Origin of the sequence: Novosphingobium rhizovicinum (assembly GCF_040813635.1) — a bacterium.
GTDB classification, from domain to species: Bacteria; Pseudomonadota; Alphaproteobacteria; order Sphingomonadales; family Sphingomonadaceae; genus Novosphingobium; species Novosphingobium rhizovicinum.
This window is the reverse complement of the sequence record NZ_JBFNXR010000021.1, coordinates 86,927-110,167: the sequence shown is the minus strand read 5'-3', so window position 1 is coordinate 110,167 and position 23,241 is coordinate 86,927. Positions and strand designations below refer to the sequence as shown.

21 protein-coding genes are annotated in these 23,241 nt (G+C 62.9%); 9 read left to right on the top strand and 12 right to left on the bottom strand.

Annotated features, from left to right (window positions below):
- Window positions 1-46 precede the first annotated feature (46 nt).
- Window positions 47-286: a hypothetical protein gene (locus ABUH87_RS05240; protein WP_367770695.1), complete on the top strand. Its 240-nt coding sequence runs from the start codon at window positions 47-49 to the stop codon at window positions 284-286.
- A gap of 119 nt (window positions 287-405) precedes the next feature.
- Here the strand turns inward: ABUH87_RS05240 and ABUH87_RS05235 are convergent, their stop codons facing one another.
- The 4 genes from ABUH87_RS05235 to ABUH87_RS05220 form a co-directional block, all read right to left on the bottom strand.
- The gene (locus ABUH87_RS05235) at window positions 406-981 is read right to left on the bottom strand and encodes a cytochrome b (RefSeq protein ID WP_367770692.1); all 576 of its coding nucleotides are present in this window, start codon (window positions 979-981) and stop codon (window positions 406-408) included.
- A gap of 2 nt (window positions 982-983) precedes the next feature.
- Window positions 984-1,280, bottom strand: coding sequence for a ribbon-helix-helix domain-containing protein (locus tag ABUH87_RS05230; protein ID WP_367770689.1), 297 nt, complete (start codon window positions 1,278-1,280; stop codon window positions 984-986).
- A gap of 31 nt (window positions 1,281-1,311) precedes the next feature.
- The gene (gene phbB, locus ABUH87_RS05225) at window positions 1,312-2,034 is read right to left on the bottom strand and encodes an acetoacetyl-CoA reductase (protein ID WP_367770686.1); all 723 of its coding nucleotides are present in this window, start codon (window positions 2,032-2,034) and stop codon (window positions 1,312-1,314) included.
- 148 nt (window positions 2,035-2,182) lie between these two features.
- Window positions 2,183-2,923 carry a hypothetical protein gene (locus ABUH87_RS05220; protein ID WP_367770683.1) on the bottom strand — a complete coding sequence of 247 codons (741 nt, stop codon included), beginning with the start codon at window positions 2,921-2,923 and terminating at the stop codon, window positions 2,183-2,185.
- 313 nt (window positions 2,924-3,236) lie between these two features.
- On the opposite strand from ABUH87_RS05220, the gene ABUH87_RS05215 reads away from it, so the two are divergent.
- The 5 genes from ABUH87_RS05215 (at window position 3,237) to ABUH87_RS05195 (ending at window position 9,325) form a co-directional block, all read left to right on the top strand.
- Window positions 3,237-3,647, top strand: a complete 411-nt coding sequence (locus ABUH87_RS05215; RefSeq protein WP_367772112.1) for a DUF3576 domain-containing protein — start codon at window positions 3,237-3,239, stop codon at window positions 3,645-3,647.
- Between the two features lie 38 nt (window positions 3,648-3,685).
- Entirely contained in the window at window positions 3,686-6,208 is a 2,523-nt protein-coding gene (gene leuS, locus ABUH87_RS05210; RefSeq protein WP_367770679.1) for a leucine--tRNA ligase, read from the top strand.
- 80 nt (window positions 6,209-6,288) lie between these two features.
- Window positions 6,289-6,729 (top strand): LPS assembly lipoprotein LptE, encoded by a 441-nt coding sequence (lptE, locus tag ABUH87_RS05205; protein ID WP_419956674.1) that lies wholly within the window; start codon window positions 6,289-6,291, stop codon window positions 6,727-6,729.
- A gap of 12 nt (window positions 6,730-6,741) precedes the next feature.
- Complete coding sequence (gene holA / locus ABUH87_RS05200; RefSeq protein WP_367770673.1) at window positions 6,742-7,779, top strand: DNA polymerase III subunit delta; 1,038 nt, start codon at window positions 6,742-6,744, stop codon at window positions 7,777-7,779.
- Between the two features lie 145 nt (window positions 7,780-7,924).
- A complete protein-coding gene (locus ABUH87_RS05195) occupies window positions 7,925-9,325 on the top strand; it encodes a sugar transferase (protein WP_367770671.1) in 1,401 nt (466 codons plus the stop codon).
- An 89-nt stretch (window positions 9,326-9,414) separates the two neighbouring features.
- On the opposite strand, the gene ABUH87_RS05190 is transcribed toward ABUH87_RS05195, so the two are convergent.
- The 3 genes from ABUH87_RS05190 to ABUH87_RS05180 are packed head-to-tail and all read right to left on the bottom strand — an operon-like array spanning window position 9,415 to window position 11,216.
- Window positions 9,415-9,942: an LptA/OstA family protein gene (locus ABUH87_RS05190; RefSeq protein WP_367770668.1), complete on the bottom strand. Its 528-nt coding sequence runs from the start codon at window positions 9,940-9,942 to the stop codon at window positions 9,415-9,417.
- The gene (lptC, locus tag ABUH87_RS05185; RefSeq protein WP_367770665.1) at window positions 9,939-10,586 is read right to left on the bottom strand and encodes an LPS export ABC transporter periplasmic protein LptC; all 648 of its coding nucleotides are present in this window, start codon (window positions 10,584-10,586) and stop codon (window positions 9,939-9,941) included. The genes ABUH87_RS05190 and lptC overlap by 4 nt, the downstream gene beginning before the upstream one ends.
- Before the next feature lie 6 nt (window positions 10,587-10,592).
- The gene (locus ABUH87_RS05180) at window positions 10,593-11,216 is read right to left on the bottom strand and encodes a ribonuclease D (protein ID WP_367770663.1); all 624 of its coding nucleotides are present in this window, start codon (window positions 11,214-11,216) and stop codon (window positions 10,593-10,595) included.
- A 53-nt stretch (window positions 11,217-11,269) separates the two neighbouring features.
- Between ABUH87_RS05180 and ABUH87_RS05175 the strand changes: the two genes are divergently transcribed.
- Window positions 11,270-11,971, top strand: coding sequence for a uracil-DNA glycosylase (locus ABUH87_RS05175; RefSeq protein WP_367770661.1), 702 nt, complete (start codon window positions 11,270-11,272; stop codon window positions 11,969-11,971).
- A gap of 32 nt (window positions 11,972-12,003) precedes the next feature.
- On the opposite strand, the gene ABUH87_RS05170 is transcribed toward ABUH87_RS05175, so the two are convergent.
- From ABUH87_RS05170 to ABUH87_RS05150, 5 genes are all read right to left on the bottom strand, one after another.
- The gene (locus tag ABUH87_RS05170) at window positions 12,004-12,312 is read right to left on the bottom strand and encodes a putative quinol monooxygenase (RefSeq protein ID WP_367770659.1); all 309 of its coding nucleotides are present in this window, start codon (window positions 12,310-12,312) and stop codon (window positions 12,004-12,006) included.
- Between the two features lie 67 nt (window positions 12,313-12,379).
- Window positions 12,380-13,813: a glutamate synthase subunit beta gene (locus ABUH87_RS05165; RefSeq protein ID WP_367770656.1), complete on the bottom strand. Its 1,434-nt coding sequence runs from the start codon at window positions 13,811-13,813 to the stop codon at window positions 12,380-12,382.
- A gap of 111 nt (window positions 13,814-13,924) precedes the next feature.
- The gene (gltB, locus tag ABUH87_RS05160) at window positions 13,925-18,562 is read right to left on the bottom strand and encodes a glutamate synthase large subunit (protein WP_367770653.1); all 4,638 of its coding nucleotides are present in this window, start codon (window positions 18,560-18,562) and stop codon (window positions 13,925-13,927) included.
- 240 nt (window positions 18,563-18,802) lie between these two features.
- On the bottom strand, window positions 18,803-20,218 hold the full coding sequence (locus ABUH87_RS05155; protein WP_367770650.1) for a hypothetical protein: 1,416 nt from the start codon (window positions 20,216-20,218) through the stop codon (window positions 18,803-18,805).
- A gap of 50 nt (window positions 20,219-20,268) precedes the next feature.
- A complete protein-coding gene (locus ABUH87_RS05150; protein ID WP_367770648.1) occupies window positions 20,269-21,513 on the bottom strand; it encodes a TIGR04063 family PEP-CTERM/XrtA system glycosyltransferase in 1,245 nt (414 codons plus the stop codon).
- Window positions 21,514-21,578: 65 nt separating this feature from the next.
- On the opposite strand from ABUH87_RS05150, the gene ABUH87_RS05145 reads away from it, so the two are divergent.
- Window positions 21,579-21,743: a hypothetical protein gene (locus ABUH87_RS05145; protein WP_367770646.1), complete on the top strand. Its 165-nt coding sequence runs from the start codon at window positions 21,579-21,581 to the stop codon at window positions 21,741-21,743.
- Window positions 21,737-23,116, top strand: a complete 1,380-nt coding sequence (locus ABUH87_RS05140; RefSeq protein WP_367770643.1) for a putative O-glycosylation ligase, exosortase A system-associated — start codon at window positions 21,737-21,739, stop codon at window positions 23,114-23,116. The genes ABUH87_RS05145 and ABUH87_RS05140 overlap by 7 nt, the downstream gene beginning before the upstream one ends.
- Window positions 23,117-23,241 lie beyond the last annotated feature (125 nt).

The following is a 23,241-nucleotide window of genomic DNA, read 5'->3' as shown; positions in this document are numbered from 1 at the left end:
TCGGCTCACGCGTTGAGCGGCTGTAATCCCCAGAGGAGCATACGAGATGGGTTTGATCAGGTTGGCTTTGGCCGGCGCCGCCGGATACGCGTTCTACAAGTACGCGACTCGCGAGAATGAATCGCAGGCTGCCTTTGCAAGCCATGCAAAGGGGCCGGATGAGAACTTCTCCAAGGTCCGCGAAGCTGGGGCGGACCAGATGGCAAACGCACCGAAGTCATGGAACAAGGTCGACGAGGCCAGCGACGAGAGTTTCCCCGCCAGCGATCCGCCGGCAACTTACTGAGCCTGACGGTTCGCTAACAAGGGGCGGCGGGCACGTATCCGCCGCCCTTTTTTGTCATAACTCTCGTCAGCGGTATCACTGACGGTGCCTCTCTTGTTGAAGAAGCGGAAAGAAGGTGCTCAATCTGTTGGCGTTTTCCGCCGCACGAGGGGGAGCATACGGGATAAGACCTCATCGCGATCGATCAGGTGGTGCTTCAACGCTCCCGCAACGTGAAGGACGAGCAGGCCGACCGTCGAGAATGCAAGAATGACGTGTGCATCATGCGCAAAGCCGGCCAGCGCCTCGCTTACAGGCAGTTTAGGCCAGCCGAAGAGGCCGAACCATTCCAGGGGCCGCGGACCGGCAGATACCATGGTCCAACCGGCAAGCGGGACCGCGATCATGAAGAAGTAGAACGCGAAGTGTGTGGTCCGGGCGACGATCGCATCCCAGCGGGGAGTAGAGGCCGGCAGCGGCGGAAATCCATGTGCCAGCCGCCAGCCGAGGCGGACGAGTGAAAGGACAAGGACCGTGAGGCCGATCGACTTGTGTGCCGACATGATCTGCCCTGCGGTTTGCCGGTCTGCTCCCTCAGCGGCAAGCGCACCGATCACGTTCGCGATGATCAGCACTGCGATGATCCAATGCAGCGCGATCGCAATGGAGGAGTAGCTCGAGGGCCGCTTGTGGCGATCGTGCAGCGCATTAGCCATTGTCAGCCTCCTTGCCTGGCATGTCCGGAACCCTCGGCTCGTCGCGTGCCATGGTGGACTGCTGAGACCTCCGCTTCAACAGAAACCAGCCAGACACGGATGGCGCCTGCAAGGCCGGGCGGAGTTTCGGCCTCCAGCCTTTCAGCGTCGATGCGTGCGACAAGGGCGTTCACGGGCACACCTTCCGCTCCCGCTCGCGCCCTCAGCATGTCCCAGAACACCGGCTCAAGACTGATGGAGGTCTTGTGACCCGCGATCTCTACCGAGCGTTTTACAGGCGGATGGAAAGGGATGGCCATCGAACGTCAGACAGCTTGGTTCCGCCCGCCATCAGTACATATGCTGGCCGCCATTGATGCTGAGTGTCGACCCGGTAATGAAGCCTGCATTCTCGCTCGCCAGGAATGCAACGCCACGTGCAATTTCGTAGGCGTGGCCGAGCCGTCCCACGGGAATTTTCGCGACGATCTTTTCCAGCACCGGCTCTGGCACAGCTGCCACCATGTCGGTGTCGATGTAACCCGGAGCGATGGCATTCACCAGGACGCCGAACTTGGCGCCCTCCTGGGCAAGCGCTTTTGTAAAGCCGTGAATGCCAGACTTCGCGGCGGCGTAGTTTACCTGGCCGTACTGCCCCGCCTGCCCGTTGATCGAGCCAATGTTGATAATCCGGCCCCAGCCGCGCTCTCTCATACCCGGGAAGGCCGCCTTGGCCATGTTGAAGCAGCCGCCGAGATTGATCCGCATGACCTCATTCCAGTCATCGAAGGTCATCTTGTGTAGCGTGCCGTCGCGCGTGACACCGGCATTGTTCACGAGGATGTCGATGGGGCCGACCTCGCGCATGACCCGCTCACAGCCAGCAAGGCACGCCTCGTGATCGCCAACATCCCACTTGTAAGCAGGAATGCCGTGCTCCGCGGTGAAGGCCTTCGCCTTCTCTTCGTTCCCGGCGTAGTTGGCCACCACTGTATGGCCGCGGTCCTTGAGCGCCAAAGAAATTGCCGCGCCAATTCCTCGGGTGCCCCCGGTCACGATTGCTACACGCGCCATTTAGCTGCCTTCCTTCCGGTGGTCGTCTGCATCTTGCTAGGAAATGGTCAGGTCCGACACAAGCGGCCCGAAGTGCGATTCGTCCGGAATTTGCCTCGGGCAGGGTGGAGAAACGAACCTCCACGCCCCTTCCGAGTCCTGCGCAGGCTCAGAAGTGAAACTGCGTGCCTACGTAGACAGCCTGGCTATCCTGCTTCCCATCTGTAGTGAGCGGAGCGAGCCGTTCGCGCTCCTGCGAATAACGCACGCCCGCGGTAACGTTGAGGTTGTCGGTGACCCGGTAGGCGCCGCCAAGATCGACCTCACCGCCATCTACTGCAAATGTGCGGGGGGCTCGCCCAGTCGCAGCCCGCTCTTCCAAGCTGATGCGAGGCGAGAAGCGGGACTCGTCGCGCTTGCCGGAAGGCGCGAGGTTGAACGTCTGCAGTTCCGGAAGATCGTTGCTCTGCCGTGGTGCGGCTTGCGCAATATCCTGCACGAAGTTCCGATACCCGCGCGAGATGCCCAGATTAAACCCGCTGGAGGCAATCCGCAGATGATTTCCATCGCCCTCTTGAGCTGACAGATTCTTTCGCCCGCTCACTGTGATCGCTCTTACTGAGTCGGGATCTACGCGGACCGCAACCGTCACCGCGCGATCGGACTCGCCCGATTTGCCCGCAGGTGTGAAAGGAAAAAGCTGCCCCTTCGCCAGAGAGCGGATGGCCAATGCTCGCGAGAGATTGGGAGGCGGAGTATCCTGACTGGGCCCGGCGATCGACGGGACGTCCTTCACAGAAAAATCCGCCGTGAAGGCGAGCACGGCGCTGGGAAGGGCGAGCAGGCCCACTGCTCCGGCAAGCAGTAAGCTGGTTGCTGTCCCGCTTTTGGGGTCATGCTTGCCTGACATCTGCAAGTCCTTGGTTGCTCCCGTTGTGCCGAATCGCATGAGCGTGCGGCCCTGTGTGCCCATCTCTATCCAACTCGGTGAGCCAAGTTTATCATAAACATGTGTCCGAATACAGGCTCGCCCGTTCCGCTATCCGGAGCAGAGCGCTCACACTTGCCGCGGGACCTTGGCGGCGATAGAGGCGAGAGGGAACGCGGAAGCGGCTTGCGTCATCCGCATGGAACAGGAACTGGGAACGACGATGACAGTCAGCACCGACATCGCGCTTGGCGCAAGGCGCGGATCGCGCGATCGGGGCCGCGCGGCACTGCGCATGGGTCTGGGCGTCGCGCTGGTGCTCTCGCTTGCCGCCTGCGGTGGCAAGAAGGAAGTTTCCACGCAAGTGGCAGGGACGCAGATCACGACGATCGGCGTCAATAGCTATCTGTGGCGCGCCAGCCTTGATGCGCTCTCGTTCATGCCGCTGCTCCAGACGGACAGCAATGGCGGCGTGATCGTGACGGATTGGTATTCCAACCCGAAGAACCCGGGTGAGCGCGTGAAGGTTTCGGTGACGATCCTCGATGCGGACTTGCGTGCCGATGCGCTGCGCGTTGCCGCCAGCCGTGAGGTGAACCAGGGCGGCACCTGGGTCGCCGCTCCGGTGCAGGCGGCGACGGTCCAGAAGTTGGAAGACATTATCCTCACGCGCGCTCGCGACCTGAGGCGCAACTCAGTCGGTTGATTTCGGCGGGTAGCCCGCCACTGGAGTAAACAAGCAAGATGAGCGAGCGGTTCGATCCCGCAATGGCCGACACGCGCTGGCAGCGTGTCTGGGACGAGCGCGCATGTTTCCGCGCCGACGACGCCAGCGACAAACCTCGCAGCTACGTGCTGGAGATGTTCCCCTATCCTTCCGGGCGCATCCACATCGGCCACGTGCGCAATTACACCATGGGTGACGTGCTGGCCCGCTATAAGCGAATGACCGGGCACGAAGTGCTGCACCCGATGGGCTGGGACGCGTTCGGGATGCCTGCGGAAAACGCGGCGATGGAAAAGGGCGTCCACCCCGGCGGCTGGACCCGCGACAACATCGCCAACATGAAGGCGCAGTTGAAGCGCCTGGGGTTCGCACTCGACTGGAGCCGCGAACTGGCGACCTGCGAGCCGGAATACTACGGGCACGAACAGGCGCTGTTCCTCGATTTGTACGAAGCGGGGTTGGTCTACCGCAAGGAATCCTCGGTCAACTGGGACCCCGTCGACCAGACCGTGCTCGCCAACGAGCAGGTGATCGACGGGCGCGGCTGGCGCTCGGGCGCGCTGGTGGAGAAGCGCAAGCTCAGCCAGTGGTTCCTCAAGATCACGGACTTCGCTGAGGAACTGCTCGAAGGCGTGCAGAGCCTCGAGAACTGGCCTGACAAGGTCAAGCTGATGCAGGAGAACTGGATCGGCAAGTCGCGCGGGCTGCAGTTCCGTTTCAAGCCCCTGAACTTCGATGAGGAGATCGAGGTCTATTCGACGAGGCCTGACACGATCTTTGGCGCGAGCTTCGTCGCTGTCGCTGCCGAGCATCCCGTGGCACAGGCGGTCGCCGCGAACTCGCCCGAGGCGCAGGCTTTTATCGAAACGTGCAAGCAGGGCGGTACCACTGCGGCGGAGCTTGAGACGGCCGAGAAGCTTGGCTTCGACACCGGGCTGAAGGTTCGCCATCCGTTCACGGGCGCGGACCTGCCCGTGTGGATCGCGAACTTCGTGCTGATGGACTACGGCACCGGCGCAGTCATGGGCGTGCCCGGCCACGACCAGCGCGACTTCGAGTTCTCTACCAAGTACGGCCTGCCGATCACGCGCGTGGTCGCAGCCGATCCGGCCGATGCCGACAAGCCCTTCGCCGGAGAGGCCGAGGCTGGCGACGGCGTTCTGGTCCACTCCGACTTCCTCAATGGCATGAGCGTCGCTGATGCCAAGGCCGCTGTGATCGGTCGTGCCGAGAGCGAAGGCTGGGGTGAGGGCAAGACAGTGTGGCGCCTGCGCGACTGGGGCGTCAGCCGTCAGCGGTACTGGGGCACGCCGATCCCGTTCATCCACTGCGAGGCTTGTGGCGTCGTGCCGGTTCCCAAGGAGCAGTTGCCGGTCGTGCTGCCCGAGGACGTGGACTTCCAGACGCCCGGCAACCCGCTGGTGCGTCATGCGATGTGGAAGCATGTCGATTGTCCCAAGTGTGGCAAGCCGGCGATGCGCGAGACCGATACGCTCGACACTTTCGTCGATTCGTCCTGGTACTTCCTGCGCTTTGCCAGTCAGCCTGCGGATAAGCCGTTCGATCCGGAGATCATCGCCAAGTGGCTGCCCGTCGAGCAGTACATCGGCGGCATTGAGCATGCGATCCTGCACTTGCTCTACGCCCGCTTCTGGACCCGTGCGCTTGCCCGCATCGGCAAGATCGACGTCAAGGAGCCCTTCGCCAGCCTGTTCACGCAAGGCATGGTGACGCACGAGACGTACTTCCGCATCGACGATAGCAACGGCCAGCCTGTCTACTTCTCGCCCGCCGAGATCGATCGGGGCGGCGAAAGTGCGACGTTGAAAGCCGACGGCGTTCCGGTCGAGATCGGCCGCGTCATCAAGATGTCCAAGTCGAAGAAGAACGTCGTCGACCCCGATGCGATCGTTGCGACTTACGGCGCCGACGCAATCCGTTGGTTCATGCTGTCCGACAGCCCGCCCGAGCGCGACCTTCCCTGGTCCGAGGCCGGCATCGAAGGCTGCGCCCGCTTCGTGCAGCGCTTGTGGCGCCTTTTCAGCCAGTACGACGCGCAGGCTACCGGAGAGGACAAGGCGATCGACCGCAAGCGCGACCAGACGGTCGCGCTCGTGGCCGAAGACATAGAGGCCCTGTCTTTCAACAAGGCGGTCGCACGCATCTACGAGCTCACCAGCGTGGTGGAGAAAGCACAGCCTTCCGCCAGCCGTTCCGCTGCGATTCGTACCGTCCTGTTGCTGGTCGCGCCGATGATGCCGCATCTTGCCGAAGAGGCTTGGTCAGTCATTGGCGAAGGCCTGGTTGCTGAAGCGGCTTGGCCGCCTGTCGATCCGACACTGCTGGTGGAGGACGAGGTCACCATCGCCGTGCAGGTCAAGGGCAAGCTGCGCGATACGCTCACGGTCGCCAAGGGCACGAGCAAGGACGAGCTGGAGGCGCTTGCACTTGCCAGCGACAAGGTGCAGCGTGCACTCGACGGGGCCGAGATAAGGAAAGTCATCGTGGTGCCCGACCGTCTGGTCAATCTCGTCGCATGAGGCGACTCAGTTCAGCGATCGGATGGCCCGTGATTGCACTGGCATTGGCGGTGCCCTTGGCCGGGTGCGGCCTGCAGCCGATGTATGCAGGGGGCGGTGACAGTGTCGTGGCGCGCGGTCTTGCGGGCATTCAGGTGGCCGCAATCGAGGGGCGTGCCGGATGGCTCGTCCGCAACGCATTGCTCGACAAGCTTTCCGCTACCCCGCAGGACACGGCGCGTTATCGGTTGGACGTGCGCCTTGACGATCGTCTGGACGCCTTCGGTCTGCTGCGCGATGACACGGTGGGCCGCGAACGCCGCACTTTGCGCGCCCGGTATCAGCTTGTGGACCTCGATAGCGGGACCATTCTTCTCGATGCCACAGCGGGATCGGATGCTGGTATCGATGTGATCGCGTCGGATTACGCCACGATTGCCGCCGAACAGACCGCGCTTGAGAATCTCGCCAGGGACGTTGCGAGCCGGATCGTCACTGATGTGGCGCTCCAGCTTCGCAAGGGCGCCGCGGCCGGTTCCTGACTTTTTAGAACTGTGAAGGCAACTCAGAAGGACTTCGCCGGTCTTGCAGCGCGAGCGGCGGCAACTGCCAAAGTGTTCTTCTTCTGCGGTCCGGATGAGGCAGGCGCCTCGGACGCAGCGATGCGTATCGTCTCGTTGCTGGAGGACCCGGGAGAGCGGATCGAGTTTGCCGGGGCAGACTTGCGCAAGGATCCAGTGCGCCTGAGTGACGAGGCACGCTCGACTTCTCTGTTCGGCGGTGCACGCCACATCTGGGTGCGAGCGAGCGGCGATGACGCACACGATGCGGTCGCAAACCTTATCGCAGGCGACGTTGAACCTTGCCCGGTTCTGATCGTCGCAACCGGGGCAACTGACAAGTCGCGGACCGCCAAGCTGCTGGCGGCACGCGATGATGCGCTCGTTGCCATGTTCCATCCACCCGACCTTGGCGCCATCACGGCCGTCGTCCGGGCCGAGGCGGGTGCGGCTGGGCTTCGTCTTGGCAGTGAACTGGCGGAACGGATTGCGCGCGGATCGGGCGTGGACACCCGAGTCGCCCGCTCCGAGCTCGCCAAGCTTGCCTTGTATTGTGACGCCGCACCGGAAAGCCCGCGGACCGTTACGGCGGATGATCTCGACGCTATCGCAGCGCACGCGTCGGACGATGATTTCGGACCCCTCGTAGATGCGGTTCTCGGCGGTCGCCGCGCCGTTCTGACGGCCGAGCTTGCCCGCATGCGTGCCACCCAGATCAACCCCGTCGGCCTGTTGCTGGCCCTGGAGCGCCGGACCGCGCAGCTTTCAGCCTTGGCCGCCCGTTTGGCTCCCGGCGACAACCTTGCCCGCTTTCTGGACAACGAGGCGAATGCAAGACGGATCTTCTGGCGCGATAAGGCGGTGCTTGCCGAACAGCTACGCAATTGGCGAGGCGCCCGGTTGGAGAGACTCGCGCAGCGGCTCATGGCGCTGCACCAAGCGATGTTGCGTAACAGCGTAGATAGTGAGCTTTTTCTCACTCAGGAACTCGCGATAATAACGCGAATGGCATGTTCCAATTCGGCACGGTAACGTACCGGCTCGTCGACGTCTTCTTGAGCATTGCGGAATATTTGTTAGGTAGGTATACGTGTTGCACTGCAGCATAAGCAGTGTCGGCTTCATCAGGTGAAGGGGCCGCATGCATAATGACGTTAGTTCAGGGAGCCGCAAGCGAATGAATGCGCCTTTCGCACTGCGACCCGACGCGGGTCTTCGCGACGATGCTGACGAACTTCTCGTCGCTCCTTCGCTCGAGCGAAGAAGGCTTCAGTGCTACCTAGCCTTGATGCTCGGCGATGTCCTTGCGATCTTCGCCGGGTTTGGCGCTGCGGGTTATCTGGTTGGCGGTGTGCAGGGTTGGTCCGATGCGCTGATCCAGAGCCAGATACTGCTTCCGATCTTTCTAACGATCGCCCTGTATAACGGGTCCTATTCGGTTGCCGCGTTGCTCGATGCATGGGCCGGGATCTTCCGCTCGAACGCGGCCCTCCTGCTCTCACTCGCAGCTGTCCTGTTCATCGCGTTCTTTGCCAAAGCATCGTCGGAATTCTCAAGGCTAAGCTTCAGCAGCGGCACAGCGTGCACGATGCTTTTGCTCACGCTGATGCGGCTGCAAATGCGCCGCTTCACCAAGTGGCGCTGCGGCGCCAACCCTTACAACCAGCTTGTGATCGACGACGGTGGTCCGCGTGTCGATGTTCCAGGCGCGGTGCGTCTTTCAGCCAGTGCGATGAGCCTGCGCCCGAATCTGAATGACCCGCATGCACTCGACCGGCTTGGCCTGGTGCTTCGCAATATCGACCGGGTGATCGTCAGCTGCCCTGCATCCAGGCGGGCGGAGTGGGCGATGATGCTGAAGGGCGCCAACGTCGATGGCGAGGTCCTGGACGATGAAGTCGCGCGGCTCGGCGCACAGGGGGCTCGCGTGTCCGGAGGACATGGATTGCTGTTGGTGTCTGCTGGCCCGCTGGGACTGCGGGACCGGATCGTCAAGCGTCTCCTGGACGTAGCGTTCGCCGGAGCTGCCATCCTTGCCTTGTCGCCGCTGCTGATCGTCGTTGCGGTTGCCATCAAGCTGCAGGACCGTGGTCCGGTGTTCTTCGTCCAGCGTCGGATGGGACGCGGCAACCGCTTCTTCAACATGTACAAGTTCCGCAGCATGACGGTGGGCCTGTGCGACAAGGAGGGGAACGTCTCGGCTTCCAAGGATGACCAGCGCATCACTCGTGTCGGCAAGTTCATCCGATCGACGTCGATCGACGAGCTGCCGCAGCTGTTTAACGTTCTGCTGGGTGATATGAGCCTGGTCGGTCCCCGTCCGCATGCCATTGGCTCACAGGCGGGCTCCAAGCTGTTCTGGGAGGTGGACCTGCGGTACTGGCAGCGTCACAGCCTCAAGCCTGGTCTGAGCGGCCTCGCGCAGGTACGCGGCTTTCGCGGAGCGACGGAAAAGGAATCCGATCTCGTCCACCGCCTTCAGTCTGACCTTGAGTATCTTGAGGGCTGGACGATCATGCGCGACATCAAGATCATCTTCCTGACGCTGCGGGTACTGGTGCACGACCGCGCATTCTAAGCCGGTCAGCCGTGGCCCAAATTGAAGGCGCCGATTGTCCCATCAGAGAGGGCGGACCTGAGTATCTCACCGCCCGGAGACCGTGAAACTCAGTTTTTGGGTACGCTGAACGTCCCGGTTACACGTCCTTCAGCCGACGATACTCCGCTGTTCAGATCGACGACGAACCGGTTGCCGCGCAGTGTATCGCCGTTGCGCTTGAGAGTGGCGTTCCCGACCATCGTGATGATGCGGCGATTGAAGTCGTAGATCGCAACGTCGCCGGTGGCGACTTCATTGCCGCGCGTGACGTTGACGCCGCCGCTCGCGGTGATGCGCTGGATCTGCAAGGATCCGCCAGCGTCTGTAAATTCCACAATCGTGCGCGCGGCGCGAAGCCGCAGATCGCTCTGGCGGACATCGACGTTGCCTGACAGGATCACCCGTTCCTGACGGTCCTGTAGCTCGATGCGATCTGCCGCGTAGTCCACAGGCGCATTCGCGTTGTGCCCGGAAAGTGCCTGAGCCCCGAGTTGTTGCGCGCCAGCCAGCGCCAGCGCGGCGGCAGTGCCCGCCAGCAAGCCGGTGCGCAGCCAAAGTGACCGGAAGAAAGGTGCGCGCGGGCGGTTCGGCGTCATTGCGGGATCCTCAGCTTGCCCGGTGTCATCCGCAGCCGGGCGTTACCTTCTAGCTTCACGGTGCGGTTCTCCAGGTCTGCAACGATGCGGTCGGCCCGGAACGTGCCTGTTGGGACGGCCCCCGAAACACCCCCTGAGCCGACGGCGGTTTGCGACCGGATGTCGATTGCGACGTTCTGCGTGCGCATCTGGTAGCCGTCAGAGGCTGTGAAGTCGACCGGCCCATCGACCGCGATCTTCTCAGTGTCATAGTTGTAGGCGCCCGAAGGAGCGCGGATCTCGGCCGGGCCGTCCTGCAGCTTCAGCCGTGCCACAAGATCGTTCATCTGCACCACAGGCACGTCAGCGGTGCGCTGCACGGCATTGCCCGCAGTCACCAAGAACGGGCGGCCTTTGCCGTCCGCGCCGCGATAGGCGGCGTCAGCAACCTGGACGCGCTCGTTCGTGATTGCGACCTTGTTACGGTCGAGCAGGAAACTGATCTCTCCACGTGGCGAAAGCGGGAGCAGGATCATTACGGCGACAACCAGCCCAATGGCGGCCGGCAGAGCCTTCGCCAAGAATGCGATCATGCGATCGTGCCGCCCACCAGGCGCGGCGAACTGACGTCGCTGGGTGCGCATTTGGGTGGCTTGGAGCGACATGGCGCGTCAGGCGGCTTCGTGGCTGAAGATGTCGTGATCGGGCCAGCCGGCCAGATCAAGCCGTGCGCGGTGCGGAAGGAAGTCAAAGCAGGCCTGCGCCAGCTCTGCACGGCCCTCACGTGCCAGGCGCTCGACCAGGATCCCGTGCATTGCGTGGAGATGGCGGACGTCGGAAGCCGCATACTCGCGCTGGGGTTCGGTCAACTCAGGTGCGCCCCAGTCGCTCGACTGCTGCTGCTTCGAGATTTCCTTGCCAAGCAGTTCGCGCACCAGGTCCTTCAGCCCGTGCCGATCGGTATATGTGCGCACCAGCTTGCTGGCGATCTTGGTGCAAAACACGGGCGCGGCGGTCACGCCGAGGTAGTGCTCGATCGCTGCAAGATCAAAGCGGGCAAAATGATACAGCTTCAGACGGGCGGGATCGGCAAGCACCGCGCGCAAATTCGGCGCTGCGTAATCGCTGCCGACGCCGAAGCGCACGAGGTGTTCGTCTCCTCTGCCGTCTGAAATCTGGACCAGGCAAAGCCGGTCGCGCGGGGTGATCAGGCCCATGGTCTCGGTATCGACCGCGACGGCACCGGGCGCGAGCGCGCCCTCGGGGAGATCTTCTTCGTGAAGGTGGACAGCCATAAGCCACAGATGCTTAGGCATTGCACCATGACTTCGCAATGGCCCGCAGACGTATGAGCACAGCCGATGTAGCCGATCCGGCCATCATGTCAGTCCCGCCGAGTTGGCGGACGGCGCTGGCAGCTGCGCTGGGTACGCGCGAATCGCGTCGATTAGGGGGATTCCTGAAGGCGGAGGCGGCAGCTGGCAAACGGATTTATCCGCCTGAGCGAAGCCGCTTGCGTGCGCTCGAACTGACGCCCCTTGAGAATGTCAAAGTCGTTATCCTCGGGCAGGATCCATATCATGGCCCCGGTCAGGCGCATGGTTTGGCATTCTCCGTTCCGCCAGGCATCAAGGTCCCACCTTCCTTGGCGAACATTTACAAGGAGATTGCCAGCGATTGCGGTGCGGACGTGAAGCCGGATGGCAACCTTGAGCGCTGGGCGCGGCAGGGAGTCCTGCTGCTTAATAACGCGCTTACGGTAGAGGAAGGCCGCGCCGGCTCACACCAAAAGATCGGCTGGGAAGCCATTACCGATGCGGCTGTGGCTGCTGTAGCGGCTCGAACGGAGCCGAGCGTCTTCATGCTCTGGGGCAATCATGCACGCCGCAAGGCGGAGCGCGTCACCGGGCTGGAGGGCGGTCGACATCTCGTCCTCACCGCACCCCATCCGAGCCCGCTCTCTGCGTACTCCGGATTCTTCGGTTGCCGCCACTTCAGTCAGGCGAATGCTTTTTTGGAAGCAAACGGACGTGGCGCGATAGCCTGGTAGCTGGCTGCGTCCGTACGCGGATGTGCTAAGCCTCAGGCCGACGCACCAGGTATCGTGGCGTCCATGACATAGTGGCTCATGCTCCCTCCGGTCGTCATGTCGCCGAAGGCAGCGCGAAACTTGCCGAAGCTTTCGAACTCGCGGGCCGCCATGTGCGCGTCCATCGAGGTCCACACGACATTGAAGGTGAATGTGCTGGGATTTTCGACCCCGCGCCCGAATGCCACCGACACGGCTCCGTCGCACGCGGCGAGAGCGGGAACGCCTGTCTCGCGCATAGCCGCCGCGAAGGCGTCTTCCTGGCCTTCACGCACTTCGATTACAGCGATTTCCAGCAGCATTTCGTTCTTCCCCCCGTAGGCTCTCGCTCCCCGGAAGACACCAGGGGGCGAGGCCATCTTGTTATGGTCAGCGCGGAAGGACGGAGGCGCCCATGAGCGCTTCGTCCACTGCGCGGGCGCACTGGCGGCCCTCGCGGATCGCCCACACGACGAGGCTCTGGCCCCGACGCATGTCGCCGCAGGACCAGATTTTTTCATCGCTGGTCTGGTAGGAGTCCGTGTCGGCCTTGACGTTGCCGCGCGCATCCAGCGCGACGGTCGACTGGTCGAGCATGCCGGCCTTGCGCGGTCCGGTAAAGCCCATGGCGAGGAGGATCAGGTCAGCCTGCAGCGTAAACTCGCTGCCTGCGACCTCTTGCATCTTGCCGTCCTTCCACTCGACGCGCACGCACTCGAGGCCCTTCACGTCATTGTCGCCGACAACGCGCTTGGTCAGCACGGCCCAGTCGCGGTCACACCCTTCTTCGTGGCTGGATGAAGTACGCAGCTTCAGCGGCCAGAAGGGCCAGCTGAGGGCCTTGTCCTCCTTCTCCGGAGGCTTGGGCATGATCTCCAGCTGCGTGACCGAAGCCGCACCCTGGCGGTTGGACGTGCCCACGCAGTCCGAACCGGTGTCACCGCCGCCAATGACGATGACGTGCTTGCCTGTGGCTGTAAGCGAACCGCGAGGAGCGGCACGTACTTCGTCGTCCCCGGCATTGCGCTTGTTCTGCTGGGTCAGGAATTCCATCGCAAGGCGCACGCCCGGCAGTTCCGCTCCAGGAATATCGAGCCGACGGGCTTCTTCTGCGCCGCCCGCGAAGACGATCGCGTCGAAGTTCTCTTTGAGCGAGTTAACCGAAACAGTGACACCCACTTCGGTGCTCGTGCGGAATGTGACGCCCTCGCCTTCCATCTGCACCGCGCGCCGGTTGATCAGATGCTTTTCCATCTTGAAGTCGGGAATGCCGTAGCGGAGCAGCCCCCCCAGGCGGTCGTTCTTCTCGAACACCGTCACGGAGTGGCCTGCACGCGCCAATTGCTGTGCGCAAGCAAGCCCCGCGGGACCGGAGCCGACGACTGCAACTGTCTTTCCGGTGCGCTCTGCGGGCACCTGCGGCGGGATCCATCCGTTGGCCCAGCCTTTGTCGACGATGGCGCATTCGACCGACTTGATAGTGACGGGCTCGTCGATGATGTTCAGCGTGCAAGCCGCCTCGCACGGGGCGGGGCATATGCGGCCCGTGAACTCGGGAAAGTTGTTGGTCGAGTGAAGCACTTCGAGCGCTGTCTTCCAGTCGCTCTCATAGACCAGATGGTTCCAGTCCGGGATCATGTTGTTGACCGGGCAGCCCGTGTGGCAGTGCGGCACACCGCAGTTCATGCAGCGCGAAGCCTGCGCTTTAAGGTCCGCCTCCGGCAGGGGGATGACGAACTCCTTATAGTTCTTCAGGCGCTCCTGCGCGTCGCCGTACGTCCGGTCATGCCGGTCGAGTTCGAGGAAACCAGTTTCCTTGCCCATCTTCAAATACTCCCCGCGTCGTGCCGGCCCAGTCTGTGTGGAGCAGCGGCACCCGCTATCCGGGCATGCGCCCGATCTGGTGAGCCCCGGCCGAGGCCGGGGCAAATGCGATTACTCTGCCGCGACGGACGCCGCCTCCAGCCGTTCCGCCTCGAGCTGCTTGAGAGCCTTGGCGTAGTCACGCGGCATGACCTTCACGAACTTGGGCAGTGTGTTGGCCCAATCGTCCAGCAAGGCGCGTGCGCGTTTCGAGCCGGTGTGGAGGTGGTGCCGTTCGAGCAGGACCCGGAGGCGGTCGGCATCGTGGCGCAGCATGTCACCCATACCGGCATCGTTGACGCCATTGGTGCGCTGCTGCGGTCGGCCCGCACCATCGTCGTCATCGCGCTCCGCCGAGATCGGCAGCAGGTCCACCATCGCCTTGTTGGCGAGCTGGTCGAACACACCGTCCTCGTCGTAGACATAGGCGACGCCGCCGGACATGCCCGCAGCGAAGTTGCGGCCGGTCTTGCCCAGAACCGCGACGACGCCACCAGTCATGTACTCACAGCCATGGTCGCCGCAGCCTTCGACCACCGCGACGGCACCCGAGTTGCGCACCGCGAACCGCTCTCCGGCAACGCCGTTGAAGAACGCTTCGCCTGCAATCGCTCCATAGAGGACGGTGTTGCCGACGATGATGTTCTGCGTGGGCTCACGGTTTACATGGCTGGGTTGACGCACGATCACCCGGCCGCCCGACAGGCCCTTGCCAACGTAGTCGTTGGCGTCGCCGGTCAGGTCGAGCGTAATGCCGTGGGCGAGCCAGGCGGCGAAGCTCTGACCGGCAACGCCGGTGAGCTTCACGTTGATCGTATTGTCCGGCAACCCGGCGTGTCCATGACGCTTCGCCACCTGCCCGGAGAGCATCGCGCCGACCGTGCGGTTCACGTTGATGACTGACTTCTCGATCCGAACGGGCTGGCGGTTCTCCAGGGCATCGGCGGAGAGCGCGATCAACTCGTTGTCGAGCGCATTCTCCAGTCCGTGATCCTGCGTTCCGGACCAGTTGAGGCTGGGGCTGTCGCCCTTGCCGGGATTGTAGAGGATCTTCGAGAGGTCGACGCCCTTCGCCTTCCAGTGCGCGATGACCTTGCGCGTGTCGAGCCGGTCGACCCGACCGACCATCTCGGCGATCGTACGGAAGCCGAGCTCCGCCATGATCGCCCGCAGCTCCTCGGCAACGAAGAAGAAGTAGTTCACCACGTGCTCGGGCTGGCCGGTGAAGCGTGCGCGCAGGACAGGGTCCTGGGTGGCAACGCCGACCGGGCAGGTGTTGAGATGACACTTGCGCATCATGATGCAGCCGGCGGCGATCAGCGGCGCGGTCGCGAAGCCGAATTCGTCCGCACCCAGCAGGGCTGCAACCGCGACGTCACGTCCCGTGCGCAAGCCGCCGTCCGCCTGCACGGCGATGCGGCTGCGCAGATTGTTGAGCAGCAGCGTCTGCTGCGTCTCCGCGAGGCCGATCTCCCACGGGGAACCGGCGTGCGTCAGCGACGTCAGCGGCGAAGCACCGGTGCCGCCTTCATAGCCGGAGATCGTCACATGGTCGGCACGTGCCTTCGAAACGCCTGCTGCGACGGTGCCGACGCCCACTTCGGACACCAGCTTGACCGAAACGCGCGCAACCGGGTTCACGTTCTTGAGGTCGTGAATGAGCTGCGCAAGGTCCTCGATCGAGTAGATGTCGTGGTGGGGCGGCGGGCTGATGAGGCCCACGCCCGGCGTCGAGTGACGCACGCGGCCGATGGTCTTGTCCACCTTGTGACCGGGCAGCTGCCCACCCTCGCCGGGCTTCGCACCCTGCGCCATCTTGATCTGGATGTCGTCGGCATTGACGAGATATTCGGTCGTGACGCCAAACCGTCCCGAGGCGACCTGCTTGATGGCCGACCGCATGGAGTCGCCGTTGGGCAGGGGCGTGAAGCGGTCGACTTCCTCGCCGCCTTCGCCGGTGTTCGACTTGCCGCCGATCCGGTTCATGGCAAGCGCGAGCGTGGTATGCGCCTCGCGGCTGATCGAACCGAAGCTCATCGCGCCGGTGGCGAAGCGCTTTACGATTTCGCTTGCGGGCTCAACCTCGTCGAGCGGGATCGCCTGGCCCGGCACGAACTCCATCAGGCCGCGGATCGTCAGCATCCGCTCCGACTGATCGTTGATCGTGCGGGCGAAAGCTGCGTACTTCTCAGGAATATTGCCGCGCACGGCATGCTGCAGATTGCCGATGTTCTCGGACGTCCAGGCGTGTTCCTCGCCCCGAACCCGCACGCCGTAGATGCCGCCGACGTCCAGCATGTTCTTGTAAACAGGACTGTCGCCGTATGCCGCTGCGTGACGGGCGACGGTCTCCTGCGCCACTTCCAGAAGTCCTGCGCCCTCGATCGTGGTCGCGGTGCCGGTGAAGTACTTCTCGATGAAGGCCGAGGAGAGGCCCACGGCGTCGAAGATCTGCGCGCCGCAATAGGACTGATAGGTCGAGATGCCCATCTTGGACATGACCTTCCGGATGCCCTTGCCGACGGCATAGATGTAGTTCTTCTGCGCCTGCTTGGCGTCGACCGGCAGCTCCTTTCGGACGCGGAGGTCTTCGATCGTCTCGAAAGCGAGATAGGGATTGATCGCTTCCGCGCCGTAGCCAGCCAGCACGCAGAAGTGATGAACCTCACGCGCCTCGCCCGTTTCTACCACGAGGCCGGTCTGCATGCGCAGACCCTGGCGGACGAGGTGTTGATGCACTGCAGCGGTCGCGAGCAGTGCTGGCATCGGAATACGATCCGGACCCTGTGCACGATCGGACAGGATCAGGATGTTCTTGTCGGCCAGCACCGCTTCGGTAGCGGCCCAGCACATCTCCTTGATCGCGAGTTCCAGACCCTCGGCACCTGCCTTGGCGTCCCAGGTGATGTCGATCGTCGCTGTGCGGAATGCACCGTCGAGCGCAGCCTCCACCGATCGGATCTTCGCCAGATCATCGTTGGTGAGGATCGGCTGGCTGACTTCAAGCCGCTTATGCGTGCCGGCAACATGGCCCAGCAGGTTCGGGCGAGGGCCGATCATCGAGACGAGGCTCATCACGAGCTCCTCGCGGATCGGGTCGATCGGCGGATTGGTGACCTGCGCGAAGTTCTGCTTGAAGTAGTCGTAGAGCAGCCGCGACTTCTTTGAGAGCACCGGAATCGGTGTGTCGGTGCCCATCGACCCAATCGGGTCGTCAGCCTGAAGCGCCATCGGCTCGAGGAACTTGCCGGTGTCCTCCTGCGTGTAGCCGAAGGTCTGCTGGCGGTCGAGCAGGGTGCCGGTGGGCTTGGGAAGCTCGGCGAGCTCAGGCTCGATCACGTCGAGGTCTTCGAGCTTGTACTGCGCTTGGTCGAGCCACTTCTGGTAAGGCTCTTCTGCGGCGAGCTGCGCCTTGAGTTCCTCGTCTTCGATGATGCGGCCCTGCTCGAAGTCGATCAGCAGCATGCGACCGGGCTGCAGGCGCCACTTGCGGACGATGTTGTCTTCCTTGATCGGCAGCACGCCGCTTTCGGAAGCCATGACGCAAAGGTCGTCGTCAGTGACCAGGAAGCGGGCAGGACGAAGGCCGTTGCGGTCGAGCGTGGCACCGATCTGGCGACCATCCGTGAAAGCGACGGCGGCTGGGCCATCCCATGGCTCCATCAGCGCGGCGTGATACTCGTAGAAGGCGCGCCGTTCCGGAGACATGAGGGGATTGCCAGCCCAAGCCTCCGGGATGAGCATCATCATCGCATGCGCAAGGCTGTAACCGCCCGCCAAGAGCAGTTCAAACGCATTGTCGAGGCACGCGGTGTCCGACTGGCCGTGCGGAATCAGCGGCCACATCTTGTCCAGGTCGGAGCCGAGCAGATCCGACTCCAGCGTGCGACGGCGCGCGTTCATCCAGTTCACGTTGCCGCGAACGGTGTTGATCTCACCGTTGTGCGCCATGAAGCGATAGGGGTGCGCCAGCTTCCAACTCGGGAACGTGTTGGTGCTGAAGCGCTGATGAACCAGGCCGAGCGCGGAGACGCAGTCCGGGTTGCGCAGGTCGTCGTAGAACGAGCCGACCTGGGTTGCGAGCAGCAGGCCCTTGTAAACGATCGTGCGGGTCGAGAAGCTGGGCATGTACAGCTCGGTCAGCCCCGGCAGTCCGTGCTTCTCCGCCATCTGCGCCAGTGGATTCTGCGTCTGCTTGCGGATGGCCAGCAGCTTGCGCTCGAACGCGTCCTGATCGGCGCAGTTCTCGCCCCGGCCAACGAAACACTGCCGGATGACCGGCATCGAATTGATCACGGCCTTGCCCAGGCCATCGAGCGTTACTGGCACATCACGCCAGCCGATCAGAGTCTGACCTTCCTTCTTGATGAACTTCTCGAAGGTCTGCGTGACGAGGTCGCGGCTCGGTTCGTCCTGCGGCATGAAGCACATGGCAACGCCGTAGTCGCCGGGCTGAGGCAAGGTCAGGCCTTCACCCCCCGCCCACTTGCGGAACAGTGCGTCAGGCATCTGGATGAGGATACCCGCGCCGTCGCCCATCAGCGGGTCGGCGCCCACCGCGCCGCGGTGGTCAATGTTTTTCAGAATCTCCAGTGCCTGGCTAATGATGGCGTGCGATTTGGCGCCTTTAATGTGAGCGACAAAGCCCACACCGCAGGAGTCATGTTCGTTGCGCGCATCGTAGAGGCCCTGGGGCTCCGGAAATCCCATCGATAAATACCCGTCCTGTCATTTGCCGGCCGCCCTTGCTCGCGAAAGAACCAGGAATGGTCACTCGCAATGAACGCGAATCGCACGGTGCGATGCGCGGCAAGTCGGTCCGAGGTTCCCCCATGACGATTACGGGTAATATTTGCAACCGCGAAGGCCTTCCGGCGCACACGATCCGCTTGGAAGTCTAAGAAGGATCAGCGTTTTCTTGCTGGACGCCTAAGCAGGAATGCGCCGCGTTCAGGCGGCGCCACTCATGCGCTGAAGGCGAGCAAGCGCATCTTCAAGCGCGCGCTCCGTTTCGTGGAGGTCGTGCTGTGCACCGGCAGGGGCGTCAAAGACGCGGCGTGGACGAGCGCGCTCCTCGCCCCGGCCCGCCTCAGCCGACATAGGGCTGGTGACCGGATTGGCGGGGAACATCACAACCGGCTCGGAGGCGGGCTGTTCGCTCGGATTCTCGTCCTCTATCGGTGTTCGCGCCACCATTCGCATCGAAAGATCAAGGAGCGAGGAGTAGCCGGCTCCGCGCGAACGCGCGTCTTCTTCACGATCGCTCTGCTCCATGGGATCAAAGCCTGAATCCGCCCCGGACTTTTCCGCGGCTGCCCGTGCAAACGCCGCCCGGCGGCGCTCCAGAGCCATTGCTAAACGCTCAAGCAGTTCAACATGTGAGAGCTCCTCAAGCGGAGCGGACGCTATACGATTTGCTGCACTGTCGCGATGCGGCGTAGGTGAGACAGTACCGGGATCCCGCACATTTTGCGGCGCCGCGACGATATGCTCCTTGGCGGCGTCGTGGTTTGCCAGGTTTTCGTCACGCCCTGTGGCTTGCTCCACCAGTGAAGCGAACCCAGGTTCAGGCGCAGTTGTTGCAGCGGGGTCCTGAGCATCGACGCGCAGGCGCTTGGCATGCGCGTAGGCATCGAAGAGCTTGTTACGCTTGCCATCCTGCGATGCGGGCTCATCCTCGCTGTGGGAGGGCATAAAAACAAGGGGTGCTTCAGGCTGCGCAGAACCTCTTTCAGCTGGTTCGGCTGCGTCGGTTGCAGCCATGGCGCGGTGGAACTCCTGCGCCCAAGGATGGTCGCTGTCGGTCTCGTCCAGTTCAGGCACGAGTTCAGCAAAGTTCAGGACCTGGAGTTTGCTCGACCCGCTGTCCTCTCCATCTTCTTCGGCAGCCCCGTCGTGCAGATCGACAGCGGGTGCAAGCTGGCGTTGAAGCACTGCGGCGGTGGGAAGCTCAGGAGTGTTCTCCTGCTCGACGGCGAGGCGGCGGCGTCTGCCAAAGAACGCCACTGGCGATCCGGACGCTGGCTCATCCGCTGACTGGCTGGTGTCGGCGTCGGAACTCGGCCGGGGCTTTTTCTTGACCGGCTTGGCAAAGCGGCGGGCCACCAAGGCGCCGACGGCACATCCCAGTCCCGTCATTAGCAGGGCAAGCAGAAGGCGTGTGGTTGCGCCCAGCGGTGGGGCGGCCATGGGGATGAAGCTGTCGATACCCGTGGCGGCAACCAGATGCTCGATCACGGTTGGGCGGATGGCGAGGCTAACCAGACCAAACAGCGCCCCGAACCAGAGTGCGACAACCGCAGGGAACAGCCGGTGCCTGGTGATCGGCTGGCGCCTTCCCGACCTTTTGCGCGTACTGTCAGCCAAGATTTTACCCCATTGGTAGCGTCAAGTCCGCGGGCAGCGACTCGATGGAATCAGGCGGCTGCCCCCAGCCCCGATTGAGCCGAAAAACTTAGTGCAGCTTGGTAAACAACTTCATAACGACCCGCGTTGCACGCCCAATCGTGTTTGTTCCGGACATGCTGGCGCCCCGCTTCGCGCATCGCAGGCCGTTGGTGGCGGTGCGTCAGGAGCGAGGAAAGCGCTCCGGCGCAGGCTTGCGGATCGTCGGGAGCAAAAAGCTTGCCGGTGACGCCGTCCTGCACAAGCTCGCGATGACCGCCGACGTCCGAGGCGCAGACCAGCTTCCCTTGCGCCATTGTCTCAAGAGGCTTGAGTGGCGTCACGAGATCAGTCAGGCGGCTTCGCTTCCTGGGATAGGCGAGGATATCGGTCAGCGCGTAATAGCGCTCAACCTGGTCATGCGGAACGCGGCCGACGAACCGGATCGCGTCGCTGGCACGGGAGGCCTGCGCCTGTCGGCGCAGAGCCTCTTCGCAGGGGCCGCCGCCGACCATCAGGAGCTTCGCACCCGGATGATACCGCACGAGCAGTTCCATGGCCGCGATCAGGACGTCGAGGCCTTCGTAATCGTAGAAGCTGCCGATGAAGCCGATGACTGGCTGCAATTGTCCATCGGCGTTCATGAGCCCCAGTTCGCGAGCAAGCGCAGGCTCGGGTGGAGGAGGAGCACCGAATAGCGACAAGTCGACCCCATTCGGCACGACGGTGATTTTATCCGGCTCGGTGCCGCGGGCGATCAGGTCGGCGCGCAGCCCCTCGCAGATGGTAACAACGGCATCGGCGTGTCTGACCACGTGGCTCTCAAGCTGCCGGGTCATGCGGTAGCGTAGCGAACCTGCTTTGCCTGCTCCATTGCCCACGGACGCGTCTTCCCAGAAGGCGCGGATCTCGTAGACCAACGGGATGCCACGGCGGCGCGCGACTCGAAGGGCGGCCTGCCCGCACAGGGCAGGTGAATGCGCATGGAGTACATCGGGGCGCCAATCCTGCACCACCTGGTCGATTGCTTCGGCGAACAGGCCGATCTCCCGCCATTCGCGTAAGCCGCTCGGGCCCGTGGCATGGCCGTAAGTGCGATGAAACAGCAGTCCGTCAGCCTCTTCCGCGGCTGGGCCCGGCTGCGTGTGGCGCAGCCCTGTAATCCCCTTAACTTCCATTCCCAGCTTCTGCTGAGCTTTCAGGATCGCGCGGGTGCGAAAGGTATAGCCGCTGTGCATCGGCAGCGAGTGGTCGAGGACATGGAGGGCCCGTAACATGAGGCAGGTCTAGTCCAGCAACGCTTAACGCGACGTCAACTCAACTTCGGTACCGCTCACGGCCAATGATCGATATCTTCGCCTTGTCTGTCGCGCATGGGCTGCTGGTGCTTGCTGCCCTCAGGCTGTTCGGTCGCGGCGAGCTCGATCAGGAGGGCAAGGAAACGCGACCGTTCGGCGCGCGGCGCAGGCGGCCCGCTGAAGGCGAAAAGGGCGAGCACTCGTGCTAGACCTGTGCCTGACCGCGTTCCTGGCATTCTATCTCGCGCTTGGATGCAGGCGACCGTTTCTATGGGTGCTGGCCTACCTTTACGTAGACATCGTCGCCCCTCAGCTCATCTCATGGGGCATCCTGTCGCATATTCCGACATCGCTGATCTTTTTTGTCGCAGCCTTCATCGGTTGGCTGTTCCTCGATGACAAACACGGCTCCCGCTTTACCCTGCGCCAGGGCCTGCTGCTTCTGCTCCTGCTTTACTGTGCCTATACGACGTTGACCGCAGACTTCCCCGAGGCAGCAGCCGAGAAGTGGAGCTGGGTCTGGAAGGCTCTTGTCTTCGCGATATTCTTGCCTCTGACCCTGCGCACGCGGTTGCGGATGGAGGCCGTGGTTCTGGTCATGGTGTTATCGGCCAGCGCCATCATTATCGACGGGGCTGTGAAGACGCTTGCGGGCGGCGGCGGCTACGGAACCTTGCGCTTCTTCGTGGATAACAACACGGGCCTTTACGAGGGTTCGATCATCAGTTGCGTGGCGATTGCTATCATACCGCTGATCCTGTGGCTGGCGCGGCATGGCACGATCTTTCCACCCGACTGGCGAGTCTGGACCTTTGCCGGAGCGTTGATCTTCGCGTGCGCGCTCATTCCTATCGGTACGCAGGCACGAACCGGGCTGGTCTGTCTGGTCGTGCTCGCGGCGCTGATGCTGCGAACCGCCCGGCGGCGCCTGTTGATCATCAGCCTCATGGGCGTTGCGACTCTGATGGCGATTCCCTTCCTGCCCGAATCGTACACAGCACGGATGAGTACGATCGAGAACAACAAGTCAGATCAGTCCGCCAGCACTCGGCTGGCCGTATGGAAGTGGACTCTCGGTTACGTGCGCGAGCATCCCTTTGGCGGCGGCTTCGACGTTTACCTTGCGAACGACCTGAAGATCGAGACGGTGCAAGCGGAAACCTCGGGCAGCACCACGATCGTCAACAAGCAGGTGATCCAGGATGGAAGCAGGGCCTTCCACTCCAGCTATTTCGAAATGCTCGGCGAGCAGGGCATTCCCGGCCTGCTGCTCTGGCTAACGATCCAGGTTTCCGGGCTGATCCAGATGGAGGTGCTGCGCCGGCGCTGGCGCAAGTGCACTGGGGCTGATGAGCAGTGGCAGGCGCCGCTCGCCGCAGCACTTCAACTCGCGCAAGTCGTCTATCTGGTGGGCTCCGTATTTGTCGGGATTGCGTTCCAGCCGTTTATTCTGATGTTGATCGGGGTGCAGTGCGGCGTTTGGAGCTATTTGCGCAGGACAGAGCCAAAGCTGGCCGACAGGTTCGGCAAACCCGGCGCGCGCCAGGGGAGAGCTGTCAGCGCTGTGGCCGCCGTCGGCTAAGTGGTTAATGTCTGACCAAGGGCTTGGACTAGCGCAACATTTACGGCGGATTAACCTTTAAACTTCATAAGCCCTATGGTTAATTCGCGGCAGCATCCGATCAGCGACTCGGGCCGTGATCCTGG

Bases quoted from the DNA above. Each gene is read 5' to 3' on its own strand.
- ABUH87_RS05240 (WP_367770695.1), top strand. From the start codon at position 47: ATGGGTTTGATCAGGTTGGCTTTGGCCGGCGCCGCCGGATACGCGTTC.
- ABUH87_RS05235 (WP_367770692.1), bottom strand. From the start codon at position 981: ATGGCTAATGCGCTGCACGATCGCCACAAGCGGCCCTCGAGCTACTCC.
- ABUH87_RS05230 (WP_367770689.1), bottom strand. From the start codon at position 1,280: ATGGCCATCCCTTTCCATCCGCCTGTAAAACGCTCGGTAGAGATCGCG.
- phbB (WP_367770686.1), bottom strand. From the start codon at position 2,034: ATGGCGCGTGTAGCAATCGTGACCGGGGGCACCCGAGGAATTGGCGCG.
- ABUH87_RS05220 (WP_367770683.1), bottom strand. From the start codon at position 2,923: ATGTCAGGCAAGCATGACCCCAAAAGCGGGACAGCAACCAGCTTACTG.
- ABUH87_RS05215 (WP_367772112.1), top strand. From the start codon at position 3,237: ATGGGTCTGGGCGTCGCGCTGGTGCTCTCGCTTGCCGCCTGCGGTGGC.
- leuS (WP_367770679.1), top strand. From the start codon at position 3,686: ATGAGCGAGCGGTTCGATCCCGCAATGGCCGACACGCGCTGGCAGCGT.
- lptE (WP_419956674.1), top strand. From the start codon at position 6,289: ATGTATGCAGGGGGCGGTGACAGTGTCGTGGCGCGCGGTCTTGCGGGC.
- ABUH87_RS05195 (WP_367770671.1), top strand. From the start codon at position 7,925: ATGAATGCGCCTTTCGCACTGCGACCCGACGCGGGTCTTCGCGACGAT.
- ABUH87_RS05190 (WP_367770668.1), bottom strand. From the start codon at position 9,942: ATGACGCCGAACCGCCCGCGCGCACCTTTCTTCCGGTCACTTTGGCTG.
- lptC (WP_367770665.1), bottom strand. From the start codon at position 10,586: ATGTCGCTCCAAGCCACCCAAATGCGCACCCAGCGACGTCAGTTCGCC.
- ABUH87_RS05180 (WP_367770663.1), bottom strand. From the start codon at position 11,216: ATGGCTGTCCACCTTCACGAAGAAGATCTCCCCGAGGGCGCGCTCGCG.
- ABUH87_RS05175 (WP_367770661.1), top strand. From the start codon at position 11,270: ATGAGCACAGCCGATGTAGCCGATCCGGCCATCATGTCAGTCCCGCCG.
- ABUH87_RS05170 (WP_367770659.1), bottom strand. From the start codon at position 12,312: ATGCTGCTGGAAATCGCTGTAATCGAAGTGCGTGAAGGCCAGGAAGAC.
- ABUH87_RS05165 (WP_367770656.1), bottom strand. From the start codon at position 13,813: ATGGGCAAGGAAACTGGTTTCCTCGAACTCGACCGGCATGACCGGACG.
- gltB (WP_367770653.1), bottom strand. From the start codon at position 18,562: ATGGGATTTCCGGAGCCCCAGGGCCTCTACGATGCGCGCAACGAACAT.
- ABUH87_RS05150 (WP_367770648.1), bottom strand. From the start codon at position 21,513: ATGTTACGGGCCCTCCATGTCCTCGACCACTCGCTGCCGATGCACAGC.
- ABUH87_RS05145 (WP_367770646.1), top strand. From the start codon at position 21,579: ATGATCGATATCTTCGCCTTGTCTGTCGCGCATGGGCTGCTGGTGCTT.